This is a genomic window from Vibrio artabrorum (assembly GCF_024347295.1).
GTDB lineage: Bacteria > Pseudomonadota > Gammaproteobacteria > Enterobacterales > Vibrionaceae > Vibrio > Vibrio artabrorum.
In genome coordinates this window covers 1,514,489-1,537,419 of record NZ_AP025458.1, presented here as the reverse complement: position 1 = coordinate 1,537,419, position 22,931 = coordinate 1,514,489, and the positions used below count along the sequence as shown (strand labels likewise).

General features: G+C 44.4%; 18 protein-coding genes. 13 read left to right on the top strand and 5 right to left on the bottom strand.

Translation table 11 applies throughout. The features are described 5' to 3' along the window. The first annotated feature begins 14 nt into the window (after positions 1-14). Together OCU36_RS06890 and OCU36_RS06885 are read left to right on the top strand one after the other, a co-directional pair. Positions 15-1,478 carry a sigma-54-dependent transcriptional regulator gene (locus OCU36_RS06890; RefSeq protein ID WP_261839643.1) on the top strand — a complete coding sequence of 488 codons (1,464 nt, stop codon included), beginning with the start codon at positions 15-17 and terminating at the stop codon, positions 1,476-1,478. Next, entirely contained in the window at positions 1,468-3,495 is a 2,028-nt protein-coding gene (locus OCU36_RS06885; RefSeq protein ID WP_261839642.1) for a sensor histidine kinase, read from the top strand. Before OCU36_RS06890 ends, OCU36_RS06885 begins: the two co-directional genes overlap by 11 nt. 157 nt (positions 3,496-3,652) lie before the next feature. Here the strand turns inward: OCU36_RS06885 and OCU36_RS06880 are convergent, their stop codons facing one another. After that, positions 3,653-4,546 carry a mechanosensitive ion channel family protein gene (locus OCU36_RS06880; protein WP_261839641.1) on the bottom strand — a complete coding sequence of 298 codons (894 nt, stop codon included), beginning with the start codon at positions 4,544-4,546 and terminating at the stop codon, positions 3,653-3,655. A 1-nt stretch (position 4,547) separates the two neighbouring features. Beyond that, positions 4,548-6,893, bottom strand: coding sequence for an ATP-binding protein (locus OCU36_RS06875; RefSeq protein WP_261839640.1), 2,346 nt, complete (start codon positions 6,891-6,893; stop codon positions 4,548-4,550). A 448-nt stretch (positions 6,894-7,341) separates the two neighbouring features. On the opposite strand from OCU36_RS06875, the gene OCU36_RS06870 reads away from it, so the two are divergent. Beyond that, on the top strand, positions 7,342-8,925 hold the full coding sequence (locus tag OCU36_RS06870; protein WP_261839639.1) for an ABC-F family ATPase: 1,584 nt from the start codon (positions 7,342-7,344) through the stop codon (positions 8,923-8,925). Positions 8,926-9,086: 161 nt separating this feature from the next. Here OCU36_RS06870 and OCU36_RS06865 read toward each other — a convergent pair whose 3' ends face one another. Continuing rightward, complete coding sequence (locus OCU36_RS06865) at positions 9,087-9,923, bottom strand: formate dehydrogenase accessory sulfurtransferase FdhD (RefSeq protein ID WP_261839638.1); 837 nt, start codon at positions 9,921-9,923, stop codon at positions 9,087-9,089. A gap of 412 nt (positions 9,924-10,335) precedes the next feature. On the opposite strand from OCU36_RS06865, the gene OCU36_RS06860 reads away from it, so the two are divergent. The 9 genes from OCU36_RS06860 to OCU36_RS06820 all read left to right on the top strand — a co-directional run bounded on the left by OCU36_RS06860 (position 10,336) and on the right by OCU36_RS06820 (position 19,406). Next, positions 10,336-10,800 (top strand): DUF3305 domain-containing protein, encoded by a 465-nt coding sequence (locus tag OCU36_RS06860; protein WP_261839637.1) that lies wholly within the window; start codon positions 10,336-10,338, stop codon positions 10,798-10,800. After that, positions 10,790-11,503, top strand: coding sequence for a DUF3306 domain-containing protein (locus OCU36_RS06855; protein ID WP_261839636.1), 714 nt, complete (start codon positions 10,790-10,792; stop codon positions 11,501-11,503). The genes OCU36_RS06860 and OCU36_RS06855 overlap by 11 nt, the downstream gene beginning before the upstream one ends. Positions 11,504-11,803: 300 nt before the next feature. After that, positions 11,804-13,495, top strand: a complete 1,692-nt coding sequence (locus tag OCU36_RS06850) for a 4Fe-4S dicluster domain-containing protein (RefSeq protein ID WP_261839635.1) — start codon at positions 11,804-11,806, stop codon at positions 13,493-13,495. 9 nt (positions 13,496-13,504) lie between these two features. Further along, complete coding sequence (locus OCU36_RS06845) at positions 13,505-14,155, top strand: TorD/DmsD family molecular chaperone (RefSeq protein WP_261839634.1); 651 nt, start codon at positions 13,505-13,507, stop codon at positions 14,153-14,155. Positions 14,156-14,232: 77 nt separating this feature from the next. Beyond that, positions 14,233-14,433: a twin-arginine translocation signal domain-containing protein gene (locus OCU36_RS06840; protein WP_261839702.1), complete on the top strand. Its 201-nt coding sequence runs from the start codon at positions 14,233-14,235 to the stop codon at positions 14,431-14,433. Positions 14,434-14,443: 10 nt separating this feature from the next. After that, positions 14,444-17,299: a formate dehydrogenase subunit alpha gene (locus OCU36_RS06835; protein WP_261839633.1), complete on the top strand. Its 2,856-nt coding sequence runs from the start codon at positions 14,444-14,446 to the stop codon at positions 17,297-17,299. Between the two features lie 11 nt (positions 17,300-17,310). Next, the gene (gene fdh3B, locus OCU36_RS06830) at positions 17,311-17,919 is read left to right on the top strand and encodes a formate dehydrogenase FDH3 subunit beta (RefSeq protein ID WP_061017924.1); all 609 of its coding nucleotides are present in this window, start codon (positions 17,311-17,313) and stop codon (positions 17,917-17,919) included. Positions 17,920-17,932: 13 nt separating this feature from the next. After that, positions 17,933-19,006: a formate dehydrogenase subunit gamma gene (locus OCU36_RS06825; RefSeq protein ID WP_261839632.1), complete on the top strand. Its 1,074-nt coding sequence runs from the start codon at positions 17,933-17,935 to the stop codon at positions 19,004-19,006. After that, positions 18,990-19,406 carry a hypothetical protein gene (locus OCU36_RS06820; protein ID WP_261839631.1) on the top strand — a complete coding sequence of 139 codons (417 nt, stop codon included), beginning with the start codon at positions 18,990-18,992 and terminating at the stop codon, positions 19,404-19,406. Before OCU36_RS06825 ends, OCU36_RS06820 begins: the two co-directional genes overlap by 17 nt. Before the next feature lie 181 nt (positions 19,407-19,587). Here the strand turns inward: OCU36_RS06820 and OCU36_RS06815 are convergent, their stop codons facing one another. After that, a complete protein-coding gene (locus OCU36_RS06815; RefSeq protein WP_261839630.1) occupies positions 19,588-20,373 on the bottom strand; it encodes a DoxX family protein in 786 nt (261 codons plus the stop codon). 13 nt (positions 20,374-20,386) lie between these two features. Next, complete coding sequence (gene grxB / locus OCU36_RS06810) at positions 20,387-21,040, bottom strand: glutaredoxin 2 (RefSeq protein WP_261839629.1); 654 nt, start codon at positions 21,038-21,040, stop codon at positions 20,387-20,389. A 511-nt stretch (positions 21,041-21,551) separates the two neighbouring features. Between grxB and OCU36_RS06805 the strand changes: the two genes are divergently transcribed. Then, positions 21,552-22,772, top strand: coding sequence for an ammonium transporter (locus tag OCU36_RS06805; protein ID WP_261839628.1), 1,221 nt, complete (start codon positions 21,552-21,554; stop codon positions 22,770-22,772). The last annotated feature ends 159 nt before the right edge of the window (positions 22,773-22,931 follow it).

Genomic DNA, 22,931 nt, shown 5'->3' with positions numbered 1-22,931 from the left:
ACTGGCTGTTCATTATGTCTTTATCTCGTTCAAATGTGTCAAATCTCAATTCAAATACATTGACTCAATATCAAGCATTTTCCGTCTTGGTTGTGGACGATGAGATCGGTATGCAGGCGATTCTCAAAAAAGCGCTAGGTAAGTACTTTGGTAAAGTGTCGTGTGCAGGCTCCGTCGAAGAGGCCGAAATTCTGCGTAGCAATCAGCATTTCGATTTAATTGTTCTTGATATCAATCTTCCTGGTCGTTCAGGCATTGAGTGGGAAGAGGTTTTTAACGACACCGACCGAAAAGTGGACGTTATCTTTATGACGGGTTATGCCGACTTAGAGATGACGATATCTGCACTGAAGTTGGGGGCGTCGGACTTTATTCTTAAACCGTTTAATTTAGATCAAATCATTCAAGCTGTTCTGCGCTGTATGGACAAACGTTTAGACCAGCGAATGCAATATGCGCTTAAACGTGATGTCAGTCGGCATATTAAAACAGAATTGCTTGGGAGCTCTGATAAAACCAAACAACTTAAGCGACTGATCACCCAGTTTGCACCATCAAGAGCGTCTGTACTTATCGAAGGAGAATCGGGGACAGGGAAAGAGCTGGTTGCCCGAGGTGTTCATGACGCCAGTAAACGTACTGGTCCTTTCGTGCCGATTAACTGTGGGGCAATTGCGCCTGAGCTTTTGGAAAGTGAGTTGTTTGGTCATACGTCCGGTGCATTTACCGGAGCTAAAAAAAACCGCGAAGGTCTATTTAGAGTTGCCAGTGGTGGTACGCTGTTTCTTGATGAGATAGGAGAAATGCCACTGTCCATGCAAGCGGCGTTATTGCGTGTTTTGGAGCAACGAACGATTCGTCCAGTGGGATGCGAGAAAGAAATTTCAATTGATGTGCGTGTCGTTGCTGCCACTAACCGTAATCTTCAACAAGAGGTCGATAAAGGGCATTTTCGTCGAGATCTATTCTATCGCCTGAATGTGCTCAAGATTGATGTTGCACCTTTAAGAGAACGCCCGTCTGATTTGGTTGAACTGGTCCCATATTTTACCCACTTGTTATCGAGCGAGTTAGGGATGCCAGTACCTCATTGGGCACATGAAGACATTTTGGCTTTGCACCAATACGAATGGCCTGGCAATGTTCGTGAGCTTAAAAATTTAGTCGAAAGATGTATTTTACTCGATAAGCCGCCCGCTCACTATTGGCGAGAAATTAATGATAATGCAGCTCCTACGAGCCTATCAGTGACGGTGTCACATGGTGTTAGCATGCCGGATATGGGAAAGGCTAGCCCCACGGAAGGTTATCCAAATAATTGGACGCTTAAAGAAGTTGAAAAAGCACATATTGAGCAACTCGTGAGTTTCCATGATGGTAATAAGTCTGCGGCAGCGAGAGATTTAGGGGTGGCACGTAAAACGCTAGAACGTAAGTACAAAGATTGGAGCACAGAAGGTTCTGACTATGCCGATTAGACGGCCTTGGTGGCGAAAATGGGCGTTTCGATTCAAAACCATGGTGCGTTACCGCTTATTATTTTTGACCTCCGCTCCGATCATTCTCACGTTATGTGCGTTGGTGACGATTACTTTATATTGGTCAATTCATTATACGTGGCAAGGGGCGTTGATTGATGTTGATGAGCGTTTGGATGTTGCAGAAAATAGTATTCAGCTAATTCAAAGCCAACAGGCCTACAACGTTAAAGCTTTTGCTGAATCTTACCAATTCCGAATCAAACTCGCGAATCATGCTTCACAAGAAGACTTCGCCCGTTGGGTGTCTGAAAATAAGTCACGTTATCAGCTCGATTTTTTACGCTGGCGCAGTGTTGAGCATTTAACCAATAAGCTTCAATACCTTAACTTGACGCACAAAGAGTCGTTTTTCAGTGTATTAAGTCAAGATGAACTTAACACTCTGGATCGAGATCTCGCGAAGAAAGCCGAAGTTCCGATGCTCAATGAACAGGGAGTAGAAACGAGAGGTTTAGTCAGTCGAACCGTCGTTTCTATTCGAGATGAGCATGACCATGTGATTGGTTTTCTTGACGGCGGAATCTTACTGAATAATAGCACTCAATTGGTCGATCAAATTAGCAACTTGATTTACCCGAAACGCGATGGTTTTAATCGCCGTGTGGGCACCATCACCGTATTCCTCGATGATCTTCGTGTCAGTACAAATGTGCCTTTGAGCAGTGAAGAAAGTGCCGGGCGTGCTATTGGTACTCGAGTTTCACATGAAGTTAATGCCAAGGTTTTAAATGAAGGTAAAGAGTGGTTAGATCGAGCGTATGTGTACGATGCTTGGTACATTACCGCTTATCAGCCGATTCATGATCAGTTTGGTAACGTGATTGGCATGCTTTATACCGGTTATTTGTTGTGGCCGCTAATAGAGACGTACTTAACCAATCTTGGTGAAATCAGCATTACTATCGTGTTGTTGTTGTTGGCTTCTGGTTTCATTGTTCACCGTGGTGCTCGTGATCTTTTCAAGCCAATAGAGCGCATTTACAAAGTTGTCAAACTCGTCCAGATGGGGCAAGACAAGCGAATTGGTCCCCTTGGTTTGGATGATCAACATGAACTCACGCTGCTTGCGAAACAGTTTGATAAGATGCTGGATCTGTTGCACGAGCGCAATCAAGAGATACAGCAAGCGGCACTTGAATTAGAATGTAAGGTTCATTCGCGCACAGCCAGTTTGAAAGATAAAACCGAAGAGCTTGAACGGCATATCAAACTGCTGAACCAGGCTCGTGATAAGTTAGTGGTCAGTGAAAAACTAGCTGCATTGGGGGAGTTAACCGCGGGTATTGCCCATGAAATCAATAATCCGACGGCGGTGATTCTTGGTAATGTCGAACTCATCAAATTTGAGCTAGGAGAGGAAGTCACTTGTGTTGGTGAAGAGGTGAACGCCATCATGGAGCAGATTGACCGAATTCGAAACATCACCCGCAGTCTACTGCAATACAGCCGACATGGCGGTGTACAAGATGAAGTGACCTGGCAACACATCAACCCGATTGTCGATGAAAGCATCACACTGGTCAAAACGGGGGCCAAAAAGAAAGGCATCGTTTACGTATCAAAACTTAATGCTAAAACTTCGGTCGAAGTTAACCGAAACCAATTGCTTCAGATATTGGTTAATCTCCAGATGAATGCGATTCACGCGATGGAAGGTAAGGGGATATTGACTATCTCAAGCGAAGATTGGGTCGAAAATGATAAATCTCGTGGCGCGATAATTCACGTTGAAGATCAAGGTTGTGGTATCAGTGAAGAACAGCTAAAACGGATCTTCTCGCCTTTCTATACCACTAAACGAGATGGAACAGGCCTTGGTTTATCGGTGTCGCAAAGTATTTTGAGTCAAACGGGTGGAGAGATTCGTGTCGAATCTGAAGTCGGTAAGGGGAGCTGTTTTAGTATCTACCTTCAAAAGAAAGCGACACCGCAGTTGTTGGTGTCGAACTTATGATCTCATTTAGGTTGAGCTGCGTGTGTATCATGATGCAGCGGTAAACGAAACTTACGGTGCCTCGATGTCGTTACACATAATAAAAACACCTCCGTATGTTGGAGGTGTTTTTATTGGTCCTCAAGGACTCATTAGTATCGATCAATCCATCTTCGTTCTATGATTGATGCGCCGCCACAGATATCTTTGGCGGAGTGATATTGTGTTTTCTAAATTCTTTCATCACACGCAGAGTAATATCGGTTTCAAACAACTTCTCATACGCGGTATCTACGACATAAGCTTTACACGTTAGCTGTATCGCTAAGTAGTTATCCGTAATGGTCTGTTTAACCAGTACTGTGACAGGCTTTGGTAAATGGATATAACGACTGGATGAGGCCGCTTCTTGGATTAAATCACGGGCTAGGGTGATGTCTTCGTCCATTCCCACATAAAATGGAATCACGACCTGCATATCTAACGCGCCATAGTTACCACTGGTTGTGACTTCATTTAAGAACTTGTTGTTTGGAATCGTGATGATGTCATCATTCAACGTTCTCATGCGCACTGACCGTAAACCGATGGTAATGACATCACCATAATCGCCCTCAAACGTGACACGGTCACCCACCTGAAAGGGTCTATCAATCATCACAGTGATACCCGCGATGAATGAAGCTGCCAAGTCTTTAAGCGCAAAGCCGACCGACACGGCGAGGGTACCACCAATCAGAGCCAGTATTTGATCATTAATACGAAAACTCATCATGAACACAATAAGCCCAGTACTGACATAGATGAAGAATTGGGTAAAGGACTGCAATTTTTGTAGCAACATTCGATATTGCACAAACTGGCTACCAAAGCTGGTCACTAATGAATTAATGAACTTGAGCAATAGCCACATTGCTGCAATCACAATGATCGAGAAAAATACCCCACTCCAACGCACTAAGCTTGCAATCTTAGAGATGTTTTCTACGTTGACTAACTCTTCTGTCGCGTAAGTCGGGAAGCTGACCGCAGTCGTCAAGCAAATAAACAATAGGACAAATAATTTCTTCATTTTACTTCACCAATAAATGTTGACGGTCGAGAACGTTGGTTATATGGCGGAACCAATGGTCCGAAATCTTAGCTTTGTCTTCATTCCAACCAATGTAACCGCGACTTTCAAAGTAGCGCAGAACTCCGGTGATTTCGGCAATACTCAACTGAGTACATTCAGACAGCACTTCAGGGGACGCGATTTCGAGTTGTACAATAGAGCGTAATACCGCCAGCATCGGTTTTGGCATGTTTTCCAGTTCTTGAGCTTCTGGTACGTGGAACAAACGCACCACAGTTTGGCCTGTATCCTTGTTTCGATTTAGAGATAAACGGAAGAAACGCAACGCAACGGTAGGGTTGCCATCTGAGTAGTGCCATAGAATTCGATAGAAGCCCTGACGAGCGCGCTCCTCTTCTGTCATGTCATCTTGGTCCCACTGTTTGGGAACCACTAAGCCATCAAATGACAAGGGTTGATCTAACGTCATATTGATGCGACTGGTAAGAAGCTCACCGACTTGTTTCTCTGTCCAGCGTGGTAGGAAGCAAACTAAATCAAACAATAGTCGCTCACCCCGCGCTCTATCAACAAAGCGCCAGCTAGACTTGGCAATCGACATCACTATGCGGTGATTCTTTTTAGACCGGCGTAGTAAATTCGTTAGACGGATCAAATCCGACAGACCACCGACCATTGGTTTGACGAGGCGTTGGGCATTGTCAATGGCGATAAGGTAAGTGGTTTCACTCTTACGCAAGTGTGCCAAAATCTGAATCTCAGTCGCTTCTTCTTTTAAACCAATGCTAACGGCTAGATGCGCCAAGAATTCAGGGTAGCCTGCATAAGGGCAGCTGACGTAAACGGGTTCTGCATTCGAAACTTTATGAAGTAACGTATACAGTAAAGTGGTTGAACCCACACCACGTTCGCCCGATACAACGCATATTGCAGGACTATCAGACATCAAGTAGCGAGAAAGCTGTTTGATTTCATCGCCAGCGTAATCAATGAGCGTACTATCGATTGAACCCGGAAGGATGTAATCATAAGTTTGATCACCTTTGATTCGCACTAAATTCTGCTGGTTCTTATCAAGATCAGACTGCTTGGCCACCTCGATTCTAAATAAATAAGCCAAGGCTTGGCTGAACAATGTGTAATTGGAAAGCAGAGCCATAATTCGATGTTGGAAGTTATAAACCGTTAGCCACGCGATGCCGATTGCTGTCGCGATAATATTAAGCAGGAACGTGTCTTTCCGATTGACCGCCCAGTTGACCCAAACCGGATGATCGGAGATGTGCTGCAACGTATCGAATACTTTTGAACGCCATAATTTTAAAACCGAAACCGTAACTAAAACGAACCACAAGAACAAAGCACTGTAGATCCAATTGTAGATGGTGCCTTTACCTAGGGTGATACTGGATATTTGTAAGATCACCCCTGCGACAATGAAGCTCCATACATAACGTCGGATCGTCGACAAACGAAGTGCAATAACGGTTTGGTTTGACGTTCGACCAATACGGTAAGCCAACTCAAGAATAAAACTAATGGCGATTGAGCCACCTAAGATCCACCACGTAAATATTTCAAAGAAAATGAGGTGTTGCAGGCTTGGTATACTTGAAAGAATGCGCAGTGATATGGTGATAGCGACTAACCATGCGATAGCGCGATGGGCACGGCTTATATACCAAATTAGCCGAATCCAAAAAGCTGGGGGCTGTTTAGGCTCTAAGAAGTTAACTCGGAATAGTTCAATCAAACGTGCACTATTGGATAACCACCAAACTAAACAGAAGTAGGTGAAGAGTACTTTTAAGCAGGCCCAAATCACCGGAACTGGCGAAATAAAGATATCTTTAATCAATGCTTTAAAACTGCGAGTCTGGAAATAGACTAAGTATTCAATATTAAGCTGGGTTAGGTGCCACTCTTGTTTAAACTGAGTCACGCCAAAAGGCCCAAATCCCGTCAATTGTTCTTTATTCGCGGTCGTCGTTTGCTCAAGCAGTCGCTGCTTACTGACATTCAAACTATTTAGTGTTTTATAGCTTGATTCCACAGCAAACCATTGGTCAGAGCCACTATTTTCTCGGTAATCAAGAAGCTGCTGGTCAAAGGTTGTGATCTGTTGGTCTTGAACTCGGAGTACTTCAGTCAATAGAACACTCACCTCATGTTTATCGGATTCTTCCATAAACAGCGGATCAGGCAGTGCACTGATACGCTTAGCCAGATCGAGGGCGATGTTCGACACTTGAGGTTGTGATGGTAAGTCATAGTCCAAGCTGGCATGACTAGGCCAAGAGAGGATGGCCAATGTGAATAAAAAGAAGCGCAAAAGTGAACGCATAAAAGTCTCTTAGAATTATGAGGTTAGGAACACTATAGTGAGTTAATGTCAGTTTGTGAAATTTATCCCGTTTTTCGAACAAAAACTTTATTCTGATTTTGTTCGTTATAATCATGGGGTAGATCAATGTTTGAGCGCAAGATAATCGTCTAAATACCCCTTGTAAAAATGGGTTTGGTTATCGCGGTTTGACAAGCCGTATGCTCAATATTCAATATGTTCATCAGTGCTATTTTAACGCCAATTTCGACGGGGCTTGCTGTTTGGTTGCTATTGAAGAACGACGTTTATTCATAATAAAATAGCAAATCAAAAGTGTGATAGAGCTCAAACTATGATTTGGCTAGGTTATCACTCACTTAATGGCCAGTAATTGCAATCAATACTTGCAGTTAAAGCCCTGAACAAGTAACGTTGCGGCGTTTTTCACATTAAAAAGGTAATGGCATTGATCTCCACAGCAAATATCACCCAACAATTCGGCGCTAAGCCACTTTTCGAAAATATTTCAGTGAAGTTCGGCGAAGGCAACCGCTACGGTTTAATCGGCGCGAATGGCTGTGGTAAATCGACGTTCATGAAGATCCTATCTGGTGAACTTGAGCCAAGTGCTGGTAACGTAAGCTACGATCCAAACGAGCGTGTTGCTAAGCTAAACCAAGACCAATTTGCTTACGAAGAATTCACGGTAATCGACACGGTTATCATGGGTCACAAAGAACTTTGGGCTATTAAGCAAGAGCGTGACCGCATTTACTCTTTGCCAGAAATGAGCGAAGAAGACGGCATGAAAGTGGCTGACCTTGAAGTTCAGTTCGCTGAAATGGACGGCTACATGGCAGAAGCGAAAGCGGGTGAGCTTCTTCTTGCGGTAGGTATTGAAGAATCAATGCACTTCGGTCTAATGAGCGAAGTCGCACCGGGTTGGAAACTTCGTGTTCTATTGTCTCAAGTACTGTTTGCAGACCCGCATATCATGCTGCTTGACGAACCAACGAACAACCTGGATATGGACACCATCAAGTGGTTGGAAGATACGCTAAACCAACGTAACTGCACAATGATCATCATTTCGCACGACCGTCACTTCCTAAACTCGGTTTGTACACACATGGCTGACCTTGATTACGGCGAACTTCGTCTATTCCCAGGTAACTACGATGAGTACATGACAGCTGCGACTCAAGCGCGTGAGCGTCTATTGTCTGACAACGCTAAGAAGAAAGCACAAATTGCTGAACTTCAAACGTTCGTCTCTCGTTTCTCTGCTAACGCATCGAAAGCGAAGCAAGCAACGTCTCGTGCTAAGCAGATCGATAAGATCCAACTTGATGAAGTTAAAGCGTCTAGCCGTCAAAATCCATTCATTCGTTTCGAACAGTCTAAAGAGCTATTCCGTAACGCACTTGTGGTTGAAAACCTATCTCAAGGTTTTGAAGAAGACCTATACAACAAGTTTGACGGTATTTTCGAAGTCGGTGAGCGTGTTGCGATCATCGGTGAGAACGGTGTGGGTAAAACAACGCTGCTGAACACACTAGCTGGCGCTCTTGAGCCTCGCACTGGTGAGTACAAGTGGTCTGAAAACTCAAACATCGGTTACTACGCACAAGATCACGCACACGATTTCGAGACAGACATGAACCTGTTTGATTGGATGAGCCAATGGCGCCAAGAAGGCGAAGACGAGCAAGTTGTTCGTGGCTTCCTAGGTCGTATGCTATTTGGTCAAGACGACATTAAGAAATCGGTAAAGGTTATCTCTGGTGGTGAGCAAGGTCGTATGCTTCTTGGTAAGATCATGATGCATAAACCAAACATCCTGCTAATGGATGAGCCAACAAACCACATGGATATGGAATCTATCGAAGCGCTTAACTTAGCGCTTGAGAACTACAAAGGCACCTTGTTCTTCGTCTCTCACGACCGTGTATTCGTAGATTCGCTTGCAACTCGTATCCTTGAAATCAAAGATGGCAAGATCAACGATTTCCGCGGTACTTACGCTGAGTTCTTGAAAGCACGCGCTTAAGCGATAAGCTAGCCAAAGTTTTCAATTTCATTCGTCTGGAATGAAGCTTTAAATTAAAAAACGCCGTCATGTTTTCAGCATGACGGCGTTTTTGTCTCTTTGCTGTGCGTCGTCCACTCGATATACGTTGTTAGCTACTTATAACATCGATCTGGTACTGGTTACTGGCTTGTTGACTCTTTGCCTTTTACATCAAAGTCGATCTTGTCTGCCCCTGTGAACACTTGGAAGCGTAAACCTTTAGCGCGAGCAATCGTTGTGATGCCGAACTTCTGAGCCAAGTCTAAGCCCATTTGCGTTACGCCAGAGCGCGATAGCAGAACAGGGATACCCATCTGAGCAACCTTAATCACCATCTCAGACGTTAAACGGCCTGTGGTATAGAAGATCTTGTCTTCACCGGTCTCTTTGTTAAGCCACATCTCACCAGCCAATGTATCAACGGCATTGTGTCGACCAACATCTTCAACAAACGATAGAACCTTGTCGTCTTGGCAAACGGCACAACCGTGCACCGCACCTGCTTTCTTGTAGGTATCGTTGTAATGCGTCAACGCTTCAAGCGCTGTGTAGATTTCAGATTGCTTAATCTTGTTTTGAGGCACTTGGTAATCTTCCAATTGCTTCATTACGTTGCCATACATGGTGCCTTGACCGCAGCCAGAAGTTACAGTCTTCTTTTTAAGCGCTTGTTCAAGTTGGCTCGTGTCTTCTTTGGTGATCACCGCAGCAGAACTGGTTTCCCAATCAATGATAATCGATTCAACCGCTTCCGGATCAGAAAGGAAGCTTTGGTTTTTCAAATAGCCTAATACTAATGACTCAGGACGTGAGCCCAATGTCATTAACGTTACGATCTCTTTCCAGTTCAACATCACGGTAAGAGGGCGCTCACACGCGATCTGTTTGGTGAGCTTTTCGCCATATTCATCAAACACTTCAACTTCGATTGTCTGAAGTGGGTTCTCACTGGTTTTTATAATGTTGGGTTTTACCACAGTCATTTCCTACTTAATGAGATAGCGATTTTATGAGATAAGAAGTCAACAAGAGCACTAAAGCTCTCATCCAGTAATGCGCTAGTCTGTTAGTTCGCTTTCGATTATCGCTCCGAACATGTCATAGTTCTGAGAGTAGCGTTTGCAAATCTTATTCCAAAATAACGGGGATTGATGGAAACATGAAGCATTAGATTAAAAAAGCGCAAAATATCAGAGTTCACCGGGCGGAGTTGTCTGAAATAACCAGTATCAACTAACGTTATAGTGACAACTTGATAACGAACGCTGTAGATACGCTCTTGGGAGTGACCTCTATTGGCGTGTTTATTGCTTTATAAGGTTAGATGATTGCACACAGTACAAAATGTCCTAAATGCATTCAGACCAAAGAAAATCAATTGGGTAAAGTATGTCTGAGATAAAAGAATTCAAAGAGCACTATGAAAAAACAGAAGCTTCTTGGCCAATCGGTGTCCAAAGAGTAGAGAAAGAGATCAAAACAGGCATCTGGGTCACTACACAATGGGAATTGACGGGGTTTGAACTGTCGCCAGAAGACGATACTCAAGACGTTTGTTTACTCCAATTACATAAAGACGAGCGTACCGACTATCGATTTAACTTAAGCTCTCAGCGGCCGAAGCTTTTTTTGGTGATGGATAACGTCGACTCGGGTGTTAAGCCTGTGATTCAGTTACTTACAGCATCACAAACCGTTGCAGGACAATACATGGACGGTGACAACCAAGTCCTTTCATACGACATTCCGCTGCCTGTACAAGCTTGGATGGAAGCCTTCATCGGTCGTCATGGTGAGTTATTAGAAGCGAGACGTAAAAAACGTAAAGGCGCGGGTCGATCAAATGGCAACTAACTTTTTTAGCCGATGGTCGCAACGAAAACTTGATCAATCGACCGACCAACCATTAGAAGCGCAACAAACGCTTGAGGGAACTGAGCTTACTTCCGCTGAGGCTTCGTCTGCTGCTTCATCTTTAGACGCACAAACATCGGAGTCATTAGAGCGTGAGACCTCAGAAAATAGTGCTTTAGAAAATGAGTCTCCAGAACACAATGAAGACGATCACGCTGTCGATTCTCAAGCTATTGACTTTCAGGAGGTAGCATCAGAAACGACTGAAGACTTGTCTGTTGCTCAATTATTGGTGTCAGAAGCCTCAGAAAGCGTAAAAAAAGCGGCATTGCGTAAATTATTCCTCTCAGAAGAGTTCAACATTCGTGATGGTTTAGATGATTACGACGACGATTACAGTAATTTGACGTCTCTTTCTAAAGGGGTGGCTGAAACCTTGCGTGATTGGGTTAAAGACAAAACGGAAGAAGAAACCACACCAGAAGAAGAACAAGTCATTGATAATAAAGATGAAGGCGACGTTTTAGATAATTCTGGAAGCGATCTTGAGGTGTCGGAGAATGAACTTGAAACTTCAGAAAGTGCCGAAATAACCGAACAAGGAAGCGAGCTGTATAAAAACACAGTACCAGATGTTAACGCTACAATGTCAGACGAAGCTGACCTGAACGAGATGGGACAAAATATACCACACAAAGAATAGGTACATTTTGACTAAACACTCAATGAACCGCTTGCGACAAAATGTCCCAAGCGGTTTTTTTATTGTAAAAATAGAGGTTAAGTTGTGCTAATTCACTGAATAGTAAGGGTAAATAAACTGGCATGGCATTTGCTGTATATGGCTAATCATCAACTTTATTGTAGATTGCCAAGTTAAGTCGACGGAACAACAAATCGCTAACCAAACCGTGAGTTGTTAAACGATTACTCAGCAAGTTCACTAACGCTAACTACAATGAAGGTTGAACAGATTCTCCATGTCCAAAGATGGAACTGAGCAATGCTTAAACAATTATTAGAACAAGCAACTTCAAATAACGCTAAAGCAAGGCTGTATGCATTTGAGAATACAGTTGAGTTAACCAACCTAATTCCACCGACCGTAAGTTACGAGAGCGGGGGAAATACACTCATCATTGGTCCAACAAAGATCATTGAGAGTGCAGCTGCACAATTACCGCAGCTTACTAGCCTGACTTTACTTTCGACTGACGGGGAGCTTTCGAGTGCCGCTGGGAATCAAACCCATAGTCAAAAAACAATCGAAATTTACTACGCAAACTCAGTTCAAGTGTCTGGTTTCCTCGGTACATTCGAAGTTCTTATCGAAAGCAAAGGTCGAACCAATAACCTAGCGAAAGTCGCGATTAATCACGATTGTTTCGATGTTGTGCTAGACCTATGTCTGAATAGCTGCATGACAGAAGAAGTGCCTGTACCGGGTTATTATCCAGTAGGTCGAGGTTATCCAAAGCTGGCAGAAGCACTGGAAGAGATCCCAACACTGATGGGGACATTCGATAAGCCTAAGTTCTTCCGTTTAGACACCGACCTTTGTGCACACAGTTCTCGTGGCGTAAAAGGTTGCGAGCGTTGTGTTGATGCTTGTCCTGCTGGTGCACTGTCGAGTGAAGGTTCAGATAAAACGGGTCACAAGATCGAAATTAACCCTTATTTATGTCAGGGCGTGGGGACGTGTGCAACAAGCTGTCCGACAGAAGCGATCTCTTACGCATTGCCGAACCCTGACGACACTCAAAAGTTCATTGAACGTACGTTAGCCAATTATGAGCAAGCGGGTGGGCTAGATCCTATCGTGCTTGTCTGTAGCTCACGTCATGAAACCTATAACGTGATGGCGTTAAAGGCTCTCCCAGAAAACGTCATTCCAATTGTGGTAGAAGAGCTACCATCTGTTGGTATCGATACGTGGTTTGCAGCGCTCGTGAATGGCGCAACTCAGGTTTTGTTTGCGGCTTCTCACTTTATGCCCGAAACCATCATTCGTGTGCTGAGTAACGAAGTCGGGATCGCTCAAGAGCTTCTTGATCAAATTGGTATCCCAAAAGAAACCATCGATATCCTTTATTTAGAATCGCTTCGTGAAGGCCCTCCTACACTGTGCGTGGATTCATTCGATCTGGCACTTGGTGAGCTTCAAGGCAATAAACGCCAACGCCTATTTACAGCACTGGATGCGATGGCATCAGCTCGCATTCCAGTTGAGAATGTGGTTGAACTTCCTTCCAATGCACCATATGGCACAGTGTCGTGTGAGAGCAAAGATTGCACGTTGTGCATGAGCTGTGTAGCGGTGTGTCCAACACGTGCGCTGCATACTGACGGCGCTTCGCCATCCCTTAAGTTTGTTGAACAAGACTGTATTCAATGTGGCTTATGTGAAAAAGCGTGTCCTGAGAACGTTCTGACTCTAACGCCTCGCATGAACTGGGCGAAGGAAGAGCGTCAGCAAGCGATGGTGATTCATGAAGAAAAAGCGGCGCAATGTATTCGTTGTCATAAGCCATTCGCACCGCAGTCTATGATTGATATGCTACAGGATAAGTTACGCGGTCACTCTCATTTTTCAGATGAAGCTGCGATTAACCGCATTGCGATGTGTGAAGACTGTCGTGTGGTAGATATGTTCGATTCAATGGCACAAGATCCGTTGAAACAATTGAAATATTAGGAGTAGGTCTTGGATACTCATTTAGATCAAGCACAAGAACTGGAACAAGAACAGACACTCAGAACTGAAATTTATTTGGTTTTATCTGCACTGTTTCGCTGCGCACCTTCTGACGAGGTGATCGAGTTTCTAAAAACGTTAGACATTGAAGCGTCTGAAAGTGCGATGCAAAAGGCGTGGGTTGCTATTCAACAAGCGGCAACCGAAGCTTCTCGCGAAGCATTAGAAGACGAATATCAAGATCTGTTCATTGGTATTGGTCGTGGAGAGGTTGTTCCATTTGGTTCTTGGCATCGCACTGGCGCTATGATGGAGAAACCATTAGCAGAGATTCGTCATGATCTCGAACTTTTAGGCATTGAGCGTGATGACCAAGTGAAAGAGCCTGAAGATCATATCGCAGCTCTATGTGAAGTGATGGCGATGTTAACGGGTGAAGAAGAGGCGCTTCAACAAGCTTTTTTCAATAAACACCTTGGCCCTTGGTTCAACGCTTTTACGCGTCAGCTTGAAGCGGCAAAAAGTGCCAACTTCTATAAATCTGCAGCTCAGCTATGTGAAGCATTTTTAATGTTAGAACAAGTGCGTTTTAGCGTGAAGACGATAACCAGTAAACACAAATTAAAGATTGATGTGAAAAACGTCACTGATTACGAGTAATCAAGCCGTACGCGATTATATCGATAGAGGGGCATGAAGCCTCCAAAAAAGATCCACCGAGAGGTAAGGAAGCAATGATGAAAGATAATAAAGAGATAAACACAAGCCGTAGGGACTTACTCAAAGGCTTAACAACCGCAGCTGTGGCCGGTGCTGTTGTCGCTGGCACGACCAAAATGGCAACGGCTTCAGAAACGGTTGAAATTTCGAAACAAGATGTGAAGAAGACCGGCTATCGTGAAACACAGCATATTCGCGATTACTACGACACACTTTAGGAGATAACGGATGAAACTGGTCAAACGCTCCGATAGTGTGAGCAAAGAAACGAATCAACTGGGTGTGTCTCGACGCGCCTTCATGAAAAACACCTCATTAGCGGCGGGTGGCGCGGTAGTAGGCGCAAGTCTGTTCGCTCCGGGTATGATGAGAAAGGCGCAAGCTAAATCTGTCGATCTAGAGGCGAAAACAGAAGTGAAACGTACTATCTGTTCTCACTGTTCTGTGGGTTGTGGTATCTACGCTGAAGTCCAAAATGGTGTCTGGACGGGTCAAGAGCCAGCATTTGATCACCCATTCAACGCTGGTGGACACTGTGCGAAAGGCGCAGCACTGCGTGAGCACGGCCACGGTGAACGTCGTCTTAAGTACCCAATGAAATTAGAAGGCGGTAAGTGGAAGAAGCTTTCTTGGGAACAAGCGATTGAAGAGATCGGTAACAAAGCGCTAGAGCTTCGTAAAGAGTCTGGCCCTGATTCCGTTTACTTCCTTGGTAGTGCTAAGCACAGTAACGAACAAGCTTACGCATTCCGTAAGATGGCGTCGCTTTGGGGCACCAATAACGTTGACCACCAAGCGCGTATTTGTCACTCAACCACGGTAGCCGGTGTTGCAAATACTTGGGGTTACGGTGCGATGACGAACTCGTTCAATGACATGCACAACTGTAAGTCGATACTGTTCATTGGTTCGAACCCAGCAGAAGCTCACCCAGTAGCGATGCAACACATCCTCATTGCGAAAGAGAAGAACAACTGTAAGATCGTGGTGGCGGATCCTCGTCGTACGCGCACGGCAGCGAAATCTGATCACTATGTTTCTCTTCGTCCTGGTTCAGATGTGGCCTTTATTTGGGGCGTGCTTTGGCATGTCTTTGCTAACAAATGGGAAGACAAAGAATTCATCCGCCAACGTGTATTCGGCATGGATGAGATCCGTGAAGAAGTTGCGAAGTGGAACCCTGCAGAAGTTGAGCGTGTCACTGGTGTCAGCGAAGAAGAAGTTTACCAAACCGCGAAATTGCTCTCGGAAAACCGTCCAGGTTGTGTTGTGTGGTGTATGGGGGGGACTCAACATACCACGGGTAACAACAACACTCGCGCTTACTGTGTATTAGAACTTGCGCTTGGTAACATCGGTAAAGCGGGCGGTGGTGCAAACATCTTCCGTGGTCACGATAACGTGCAAGGCGCAACAGACCTCGGCGTCTTGTCAGATACATTGCCAGGTTACTACGGTTTGTCTGAAGGTTCTTGGCGTCACTGGTCTAAAGTTTGGGACATTGACTTTGAATGGGTGAAAGGCCGTTTCGACGACAACGCATACGGTGGTCAAAAGCCAATGAACAGCGCTGGTATTCCGGTCTCTCGTTGGGTTGATGGTGTACTTGAAGATAAAGACAAGATTCGTCAGCGTGAAAACATTCGTGCCATGTTCTACTGGGGACACGCGGTCAACTCTCAGACTCGTGGCCCAGAAATTAAGAAGGCGATGCAGAAGTTGGATATGATGGTTATCGTTGATCCATACCCAACAGTCGCAGCGGTTATGAACGATCGTACCGATGGCGTTTACTTGCTTCCTGCCACCACTCAATTTGAAACCTACGGCAGTGTAACGGCGTCAAACCGTTCTTTGCAGTGGCGAGACAAAGTGGTTGAGCCTCTGTTCGAATCTAAACCTGACCACGAAATTATGTACCTTCTTACTAAGAAGCTTGGTTTCTCTGATCAACTGTTCAAAAACATCCGTGTTGAGAACAACCAACCATTGATTGAAGACATCACTCGTGAATTCAACAAGGGTATGTGGACAATCGGTTACACCGGTCAAAGCCCAGAGCGCTTGAAAGAGCACCAACAGAACTGGCACACGTTCCACAAAACCACACTTGCTGCAGAAGGTGGTCCTGTGAACGGTGAGACTTACGGTCTGCCTTGGCCATGTTGGGGTAACCCGGAAATGAAACACCCAGGTACGCATATCCTTTACGATACGTCTAAACCGGTTGCTGAGGGCGGTGGTAACTTCCGTACTCGTTTCGGTGTGGAGTTTGAAGGTCAAAGCCTACTGGCTGAAGACAGCTACTCAAAAGGCTGCGAAATTAAAGATGGCTACCCAGAGTTCAGTGACAAACTTCTGAAGCAGTTGGGTTGGTGGGATGACTTAACCGCAGAAGAGAAAGCTTCAGCGGAAGGCAAAAACTGGAAGACCGACGTTTCTGGCGGCATTCAACGCGTGGCTATCAAGCACGGTTGTATCCCATTTGGTAACGCGAAAGCGCGTGCGATTGTTTGGACATTCCCAGACCGCGTACCCCTGCACCGTGAACCACTTTACACGCCTCGTCGCGACCTAGTAGCTGACTACCCTACATGGGATGATAAGGAAGCGATCTTCCGTGTTCCTACGTTGTACAAGTCGATCCAAGAGCAAGACAAGTCTGGTGAATACCCGATTATTCTTACATCCGGTCGTCTGGTTGAGTACGAAGGTGGTGGTGAAGAGACTCGCTCTAACCCTTGGCTAGCAGAGCTACAACAAGAGATGTTTGTTGAAGTGAATCCAAAAGACGCGAATGACATAGGCTTTAAAGATGGTGATGACGTTTGGGTTGAGGGTGCAGAGAAAGGCCGTATCAAAGTGAAAGCGATGGTCACTCGTCGTGTAAAACCGGGTCTGGCATTCCTACCGTTCCACTTCGGTGGTAAGTTTGAAGGCGAAGATTTGCGTTCTAAATACCCTGAAGGCACTGATCCTTACGTTATTGGCGAAGCCGCCAATACAGCAACCACATACGGTTACGACCCTGTCACGTTGATGCAGGAAACGAAAGTAACCCTTTGTAATATTCGTAAAGCGTAAGGAGTCTTAAAATGGCTAGAATGAAATTTCTTTGTGACACCAAACGTTGTATCGAATGTAACGGTTGTGTCACTGCATGTAAGAATGAAAATGATGATGCTCTGGAATGGGGTATTCAACGTCGCCGTGTTGTCACACTGAACGATGGTGAACCGGGCGAAAACTCTATCTCAGTCGCATGTATGCACTGTACTGATGCGCCTTGTATGGCAGTTTGTCCAGCCGATTGTTTTGAACATACAGAGGACGGCATCGTTCTTCACAATAAAGATCTTTGTATTGGTTGTGGTTACTGCTTGTTTGCTTGTCCGTTTGGCGCACCTCAATTCCCTAAACAGGAAGCCTTTGGTGAGCGCGGTAAGATGGACAAATGTACCTTCTGTGCAGGCGGTCCAGAAACAGAACCCGGCTCTGTTGAAGAACGTCAGAAGTACGGAGCGAACCGTATTGCTGAAGGTAAGTTACCAATGTGTGCTTCGTTGTGTTCAACCAAAGCACTGCTTGCGGGCGATGCAGAGAAAGTCTCTGATGTATTCCGTCAACGTGTAGTAGAGCGTGGTGCGAAAGGTGCAGGTTGGACAAACGGCAACGACCTTTCTTACGATGCGACTAAGAGCTAAGTAGGAGAGACGTATGCTTACAATGTTTAAGCGTCTCTTCCTTGTTGTGCTGCCTATTTTGGCAGCACTGACAATGCTTTCTCCTATGAGTTATGCATCTGAGACGAACTCATCACAAACGCAAGCTAGCTCTGCTGAACGTGAAGTGGTTCAACTTGCTGGCGCTGATTTTTGGCGACAAGTGAGAAACGGTGAACAAGGTTACACCACATCTCAATCTGCCGAGCACGGTGTATTGATCAGTACTCCAGGTCAAACGTGGTACATATTAAAAGAGAAGTGGATGTCACCTGCGGGTGCCGTTGCTATCTTTGGCAGTATTGCTTTCGTGACTTTGATGTACGTTGTGATTGGCCCATTAATGCTAAGTGCGCCAAGAACGGGTCGTAAAATCAAGCGTTGGACTCGATTGGATCGCGCACTGCACTGGAGTATGGCGTTTACTTTCTTAACGCTTGCATTCAGTGGCTTGATGTTGGTGTACGGCAAGCACTTTTTGAAACCGTACATTCCAACGGAGCTTTGGGGCTTTATCGTTCTACTCGCTAAGCAATACCACAACTATATCGGTCCGATTTTCTATGTACTGTTGATGATCGTACTTATCAAGTGGTGGCGTAAATCAATTTTCAAGATGGTCGATATCCAGTGGTTTATCAAACTGGGTGGCATGGTTGGAAAACATAAAGGCTCTCATCCATCAGCAGAGTTCTCAAATGCCGGTGAAAAAGCACTATTCTGGCTGTTGATTGTGATGGGAAGTGTGGCGGCGATCAGTGGCTTGGTTCTTGATTTCCCTATCTTTGGGCAAACCCGTCGTCATATGGAACTTTCAAACCTCGTTCACATGGTGGCTGCACTTATCCTTATCTGTGGTTTTGTGTTCCACATCTACATCGGCTTGTTCGGTATGGAAGGTGCGCTAGAAGGTATGGTAACCGGTGACGTCGACGAGACTTGGGCGAAAGAGCACCATGATCTTTGGTACAAAGAAGTAATGGAACAAGAGAAAAACGGTGAGCAATCGGTCGCTCACGTAGAAACTGAAACAACGGAAGGGGTGAATAAGAATGAACAAACCTCATAAAGGTATTTGGGTCGCTTATATACTCAGTTGCCTTACACCCGTGACTTGTCTTATTTCTGGTGTGATTGCGATCATCTATGCGGGTTATCGTTTAGATAAAGGGGAAGATGGCGAAGTAGTGGATACGCATTACTATGGCTTGATTCGCTCGTTCTTCTTGAACCTCACATTCTTTGTCGTACTTATCGTAACGGTAGCGACGTCTAATGGTGTGTTAATCGGTGTGAACGATTACTGGTATCAAAACCATCTTATCGATGATATTGCTTTCTACATTCCATATATCGGTATGCTGTTTGGTGGCGTTGCAATTATGATTTGGTTTGTCCGTATGTATCAAGGTATGCGACGTCTGAGTCAAAACCTACCGCAGAAGCCGACAACGGGCCCAAACTTGTAGTTGAGCATCAAATTAACGTAGAGCGATTTACTTAAAATAATCGTCATTAGAAAGCCCAGTGATTCAGTTCACTGGGCTTTTTGTCTATCAACGGAGTGTTAACACCTTACCACGTAAGCATTGTTAACTCGTTACTTAGGTAGCCTAGCCATAAAAGCGATTCGTGGCTGAATTATCTTAGTTATGCGTATTGGTAAGATCGATCTCTCTTCTTAGAGATAAAGTGGTCTAATGATACAGTCCCACCGACATTGGGTAGCATAAATGGAATGGTTACCATGAAGAAATAGAATGCCAACTCCCATCCACCACCAGGAAGAATCCACGTGTATCCAACAGAAAAGTGACCACCGATTATTTGCGCAATAATAAGGTAGCCAGCAGACATGAATGCACCAAACCTAGACATCAATCCAAGGCCAAGAGAAATCGCGGTCGCAAGTTCTATAATGCCACCAAAAACAATTAAACCGTGTGTCATAGCCGTCGGGAGCGGATGACCAAGGATTAAGTTTCCAAATCCAGTAGCAAAGAAATCAACCAAACCAGTGTCATGAGATGAAACAAATAGTTTTTCCGTGCAGTGTGTTAACCAGTTAAAACCTATGAATATTCTCAACATGCTGAGTGCCGTCTCAGTTGAACCATAGTTTAAAAATGTTCTCCTCATGACAACAACGCATTGAAAAATCAATGGTATATAGGTTAAGGCGGCAATCCAACCAATCTGTGACCAATCATGTTGATCGGCATTTCTAACAACAATAGTGGTGAAAAATAATGGCAATAGGAAAGACAGGTTCACATTCTTTCGGTTAATAAACGCTGTAATTGGAATCATTAAAGCTGCAATCACAGTAGCAATTCCAGACCACGCTCCATCATATAAATGAACATTATAAATCGCGCTGACAACAGCGATAATTCCGGTTAGAGTAATTAAATTAGCAAAGTTTTTATTTTCCATGGGGTTTAGATCCTTATTTTGCTACAGAATTTAGCTCAGGAGGAAAGCGTTCAGTGAGAAGAGAAACACCCGTTTCTTTACTTTGTTTTATTATCCAGTTAGCGACAAACGGGTCCCAATTGATTTCTATAGCACTGGTAAAACCACGCAAAATGGAGAAAATAATGCTCTTGTCAACAAGGTCACGGTTGGTATTTAACAAAGCGCCGGCGCGCTTGATTAACTCTTCAGCGTCTCTGGCTATATCTTTGGTATCAGCAAGCAATGCATCAAAATTTAACGTTTCGGTTTCTTTTTTCTCTCGCCATGCAATTTGTGCAGACTCCTTCTTGAACTCTTTTAGTGGATACAAATACCATCGAGGGTAGCCAATTTTTTGTAAAGTTAAGAACGCGTCACTCTGCCATTGGAGTACATCGTGCGATGGTTTGCTTTTTTCACAGACGTCAGCCTGTTGCAAAAGGTGCTCAATGATATCTAGGCTCTCAGTTAATGCTTGATTATTGTCGTTAACAAAGACAGGAACCTGCTTAATTCCTGATATCTTCGTCGTTGTGGTCTCATCATCATAATCAATAACCGTTGAATTAATACTGAGGTTCAAAGAACCGGCAACGTATAACACACGGGCACAAAATGGGCAGTGTTCATAAATATACAGTTTCATTATTATTCCTTTTTTAGTTACCGAAAAGGCTAATAACTTTAACTTCACTCTCGATGGTTATTTGGACTGAGATTAAGGGTTACTCGCAATATGTACAATTCGGTTAATGTTCTGTTGAGAATCATTATACTCGTTCGGTTGCATTATATTATTGGCGATATCGTGAATTCATTATTCGAGTTATTAAGAATAATCACTGTGTGGGGTTGGTTTGTACTTAATCTATCCGATGGTTTGATGAGGAACTGAACATTCACATTTGCCTTAAAATGGTGCAGCTCACCCTGTTGGTGCAATCATGCATGTGATTTTTCATGCATCTAAGAGCGAGTAAAGTGAAATTAGAAATTTATTTAAATTTAATCAGTAAGTTAAAAATAAATCATGTTGCACGAGAATGACATTGAGCAGTTGGAACGTATCTTGCGTTTACGCTGGAGTCTTTAATTTATTACATCATGAATCGCACGAAATCAGTGCAAATTATATGAAAGCGAAGGAGAATGCTTTAATGAGTGATACGGTGACTCAAGTTCATAGTGCAGTACAAACCCTTACCCAAAGTTCAGATACTTTATTCCTATTACTTGGCGCAATCATGGTCTTTTTGATGCATGCAGGCTTTGCATTTCTAGAAGTCGGTACGGTAAGAAAAAAGAACCAAGTGAACGCACTGGTTAAAATACTCTCAGATTTTGGGGTCTCCGCCATCGCTTACTTCTTTATCGGTTATTGGATTGCTTATGGGAACAACTTCTTTGTTGATGCCGAAACCTTGTCTCAAGGGAATGGGTACGAACTGGTTAAGTTCTTTTTCCTAATGACTTTTGCAGCGGCTATTCCTGCGATTGTTTCGGGTGGCATCGCAGAACGTGCACGTTTCTACCCAATATTGATTGCAACGTTGTTTACGGTTGGCTTCATCTATCCATTTTTTGAAGGCATCATTTGGAACGGTAACTTTGGTTTCCAAGCGTGGTTAGAAGGTTCGTTTGGTTATCAATTCCATGACTTCGCGGGCTCGGTCGTCGTTCACGGCGTTGGGGGTTGGATTGCGTTGGTCGCGGTCTATTTTCTTGGTATGCGTAAAGGCCGCATCCGTGCAGGTAAGCACACAAACTTTGCACCATCGAACATTCCCTTCTTAGCGCTGGGTTCTTGGATCTTATGTGTGGGTTGGTTTGGTTTTAACGTGATGTCAGCTCAAGCTATTAACGGCATTAGTGGGTTAGTGGCAATGAATTCATTAATGGCCATGGTCGGGGGGATTCTTGCTGCTTTAGTGGTCGGTAAAAATGACCCGGGCTTTATTCATAATGGTCCGTTAGCGGGATTGGTTGCGGTTTGTGCCGGTTCAGACTTGATGCATCCACTGGCCGCACTGGTGACTGGCGGTATTGCTGGTGCGTTGTTTGTCTATCTGTTTACCTATATGCAAAATAAAACAAAGATTGATGATGTATTAGGTGTGTGGCCTTTACATGGCGTATGTGGCGCTTGGGGGGGCATTGCGGCAGGTATCTTTGGACAGCAAGCATTCTGGGGGCTAGGGGGCGTAAGCTTTTTCTCTCAGGTAACAGGAACCCTTACGGGTATTGCTGTCGCTTTGATCGGAGCGCTCACTGTCTATGGTGTGTTGAATAAGCTGACAGGCCTGCGTTTGAGCGAAGAAGACGAGTTCAACGGCGCGGATTTGTCAATCCATAAGATCTCCTCTACTAGTGAAGACTAGCCAATACGGTAATCCGTTATTAAAAACAAGTCGTGTAAACGGTTTAGCCTAACAAAACAATAAGCGACTCTGGTCGCTTTTTTGTATCTGTTTATTCCTAAATGTGATTATCGAGCGAGTGATGTCACAAATGCACAATGAAATCCATGAGTTAAGACT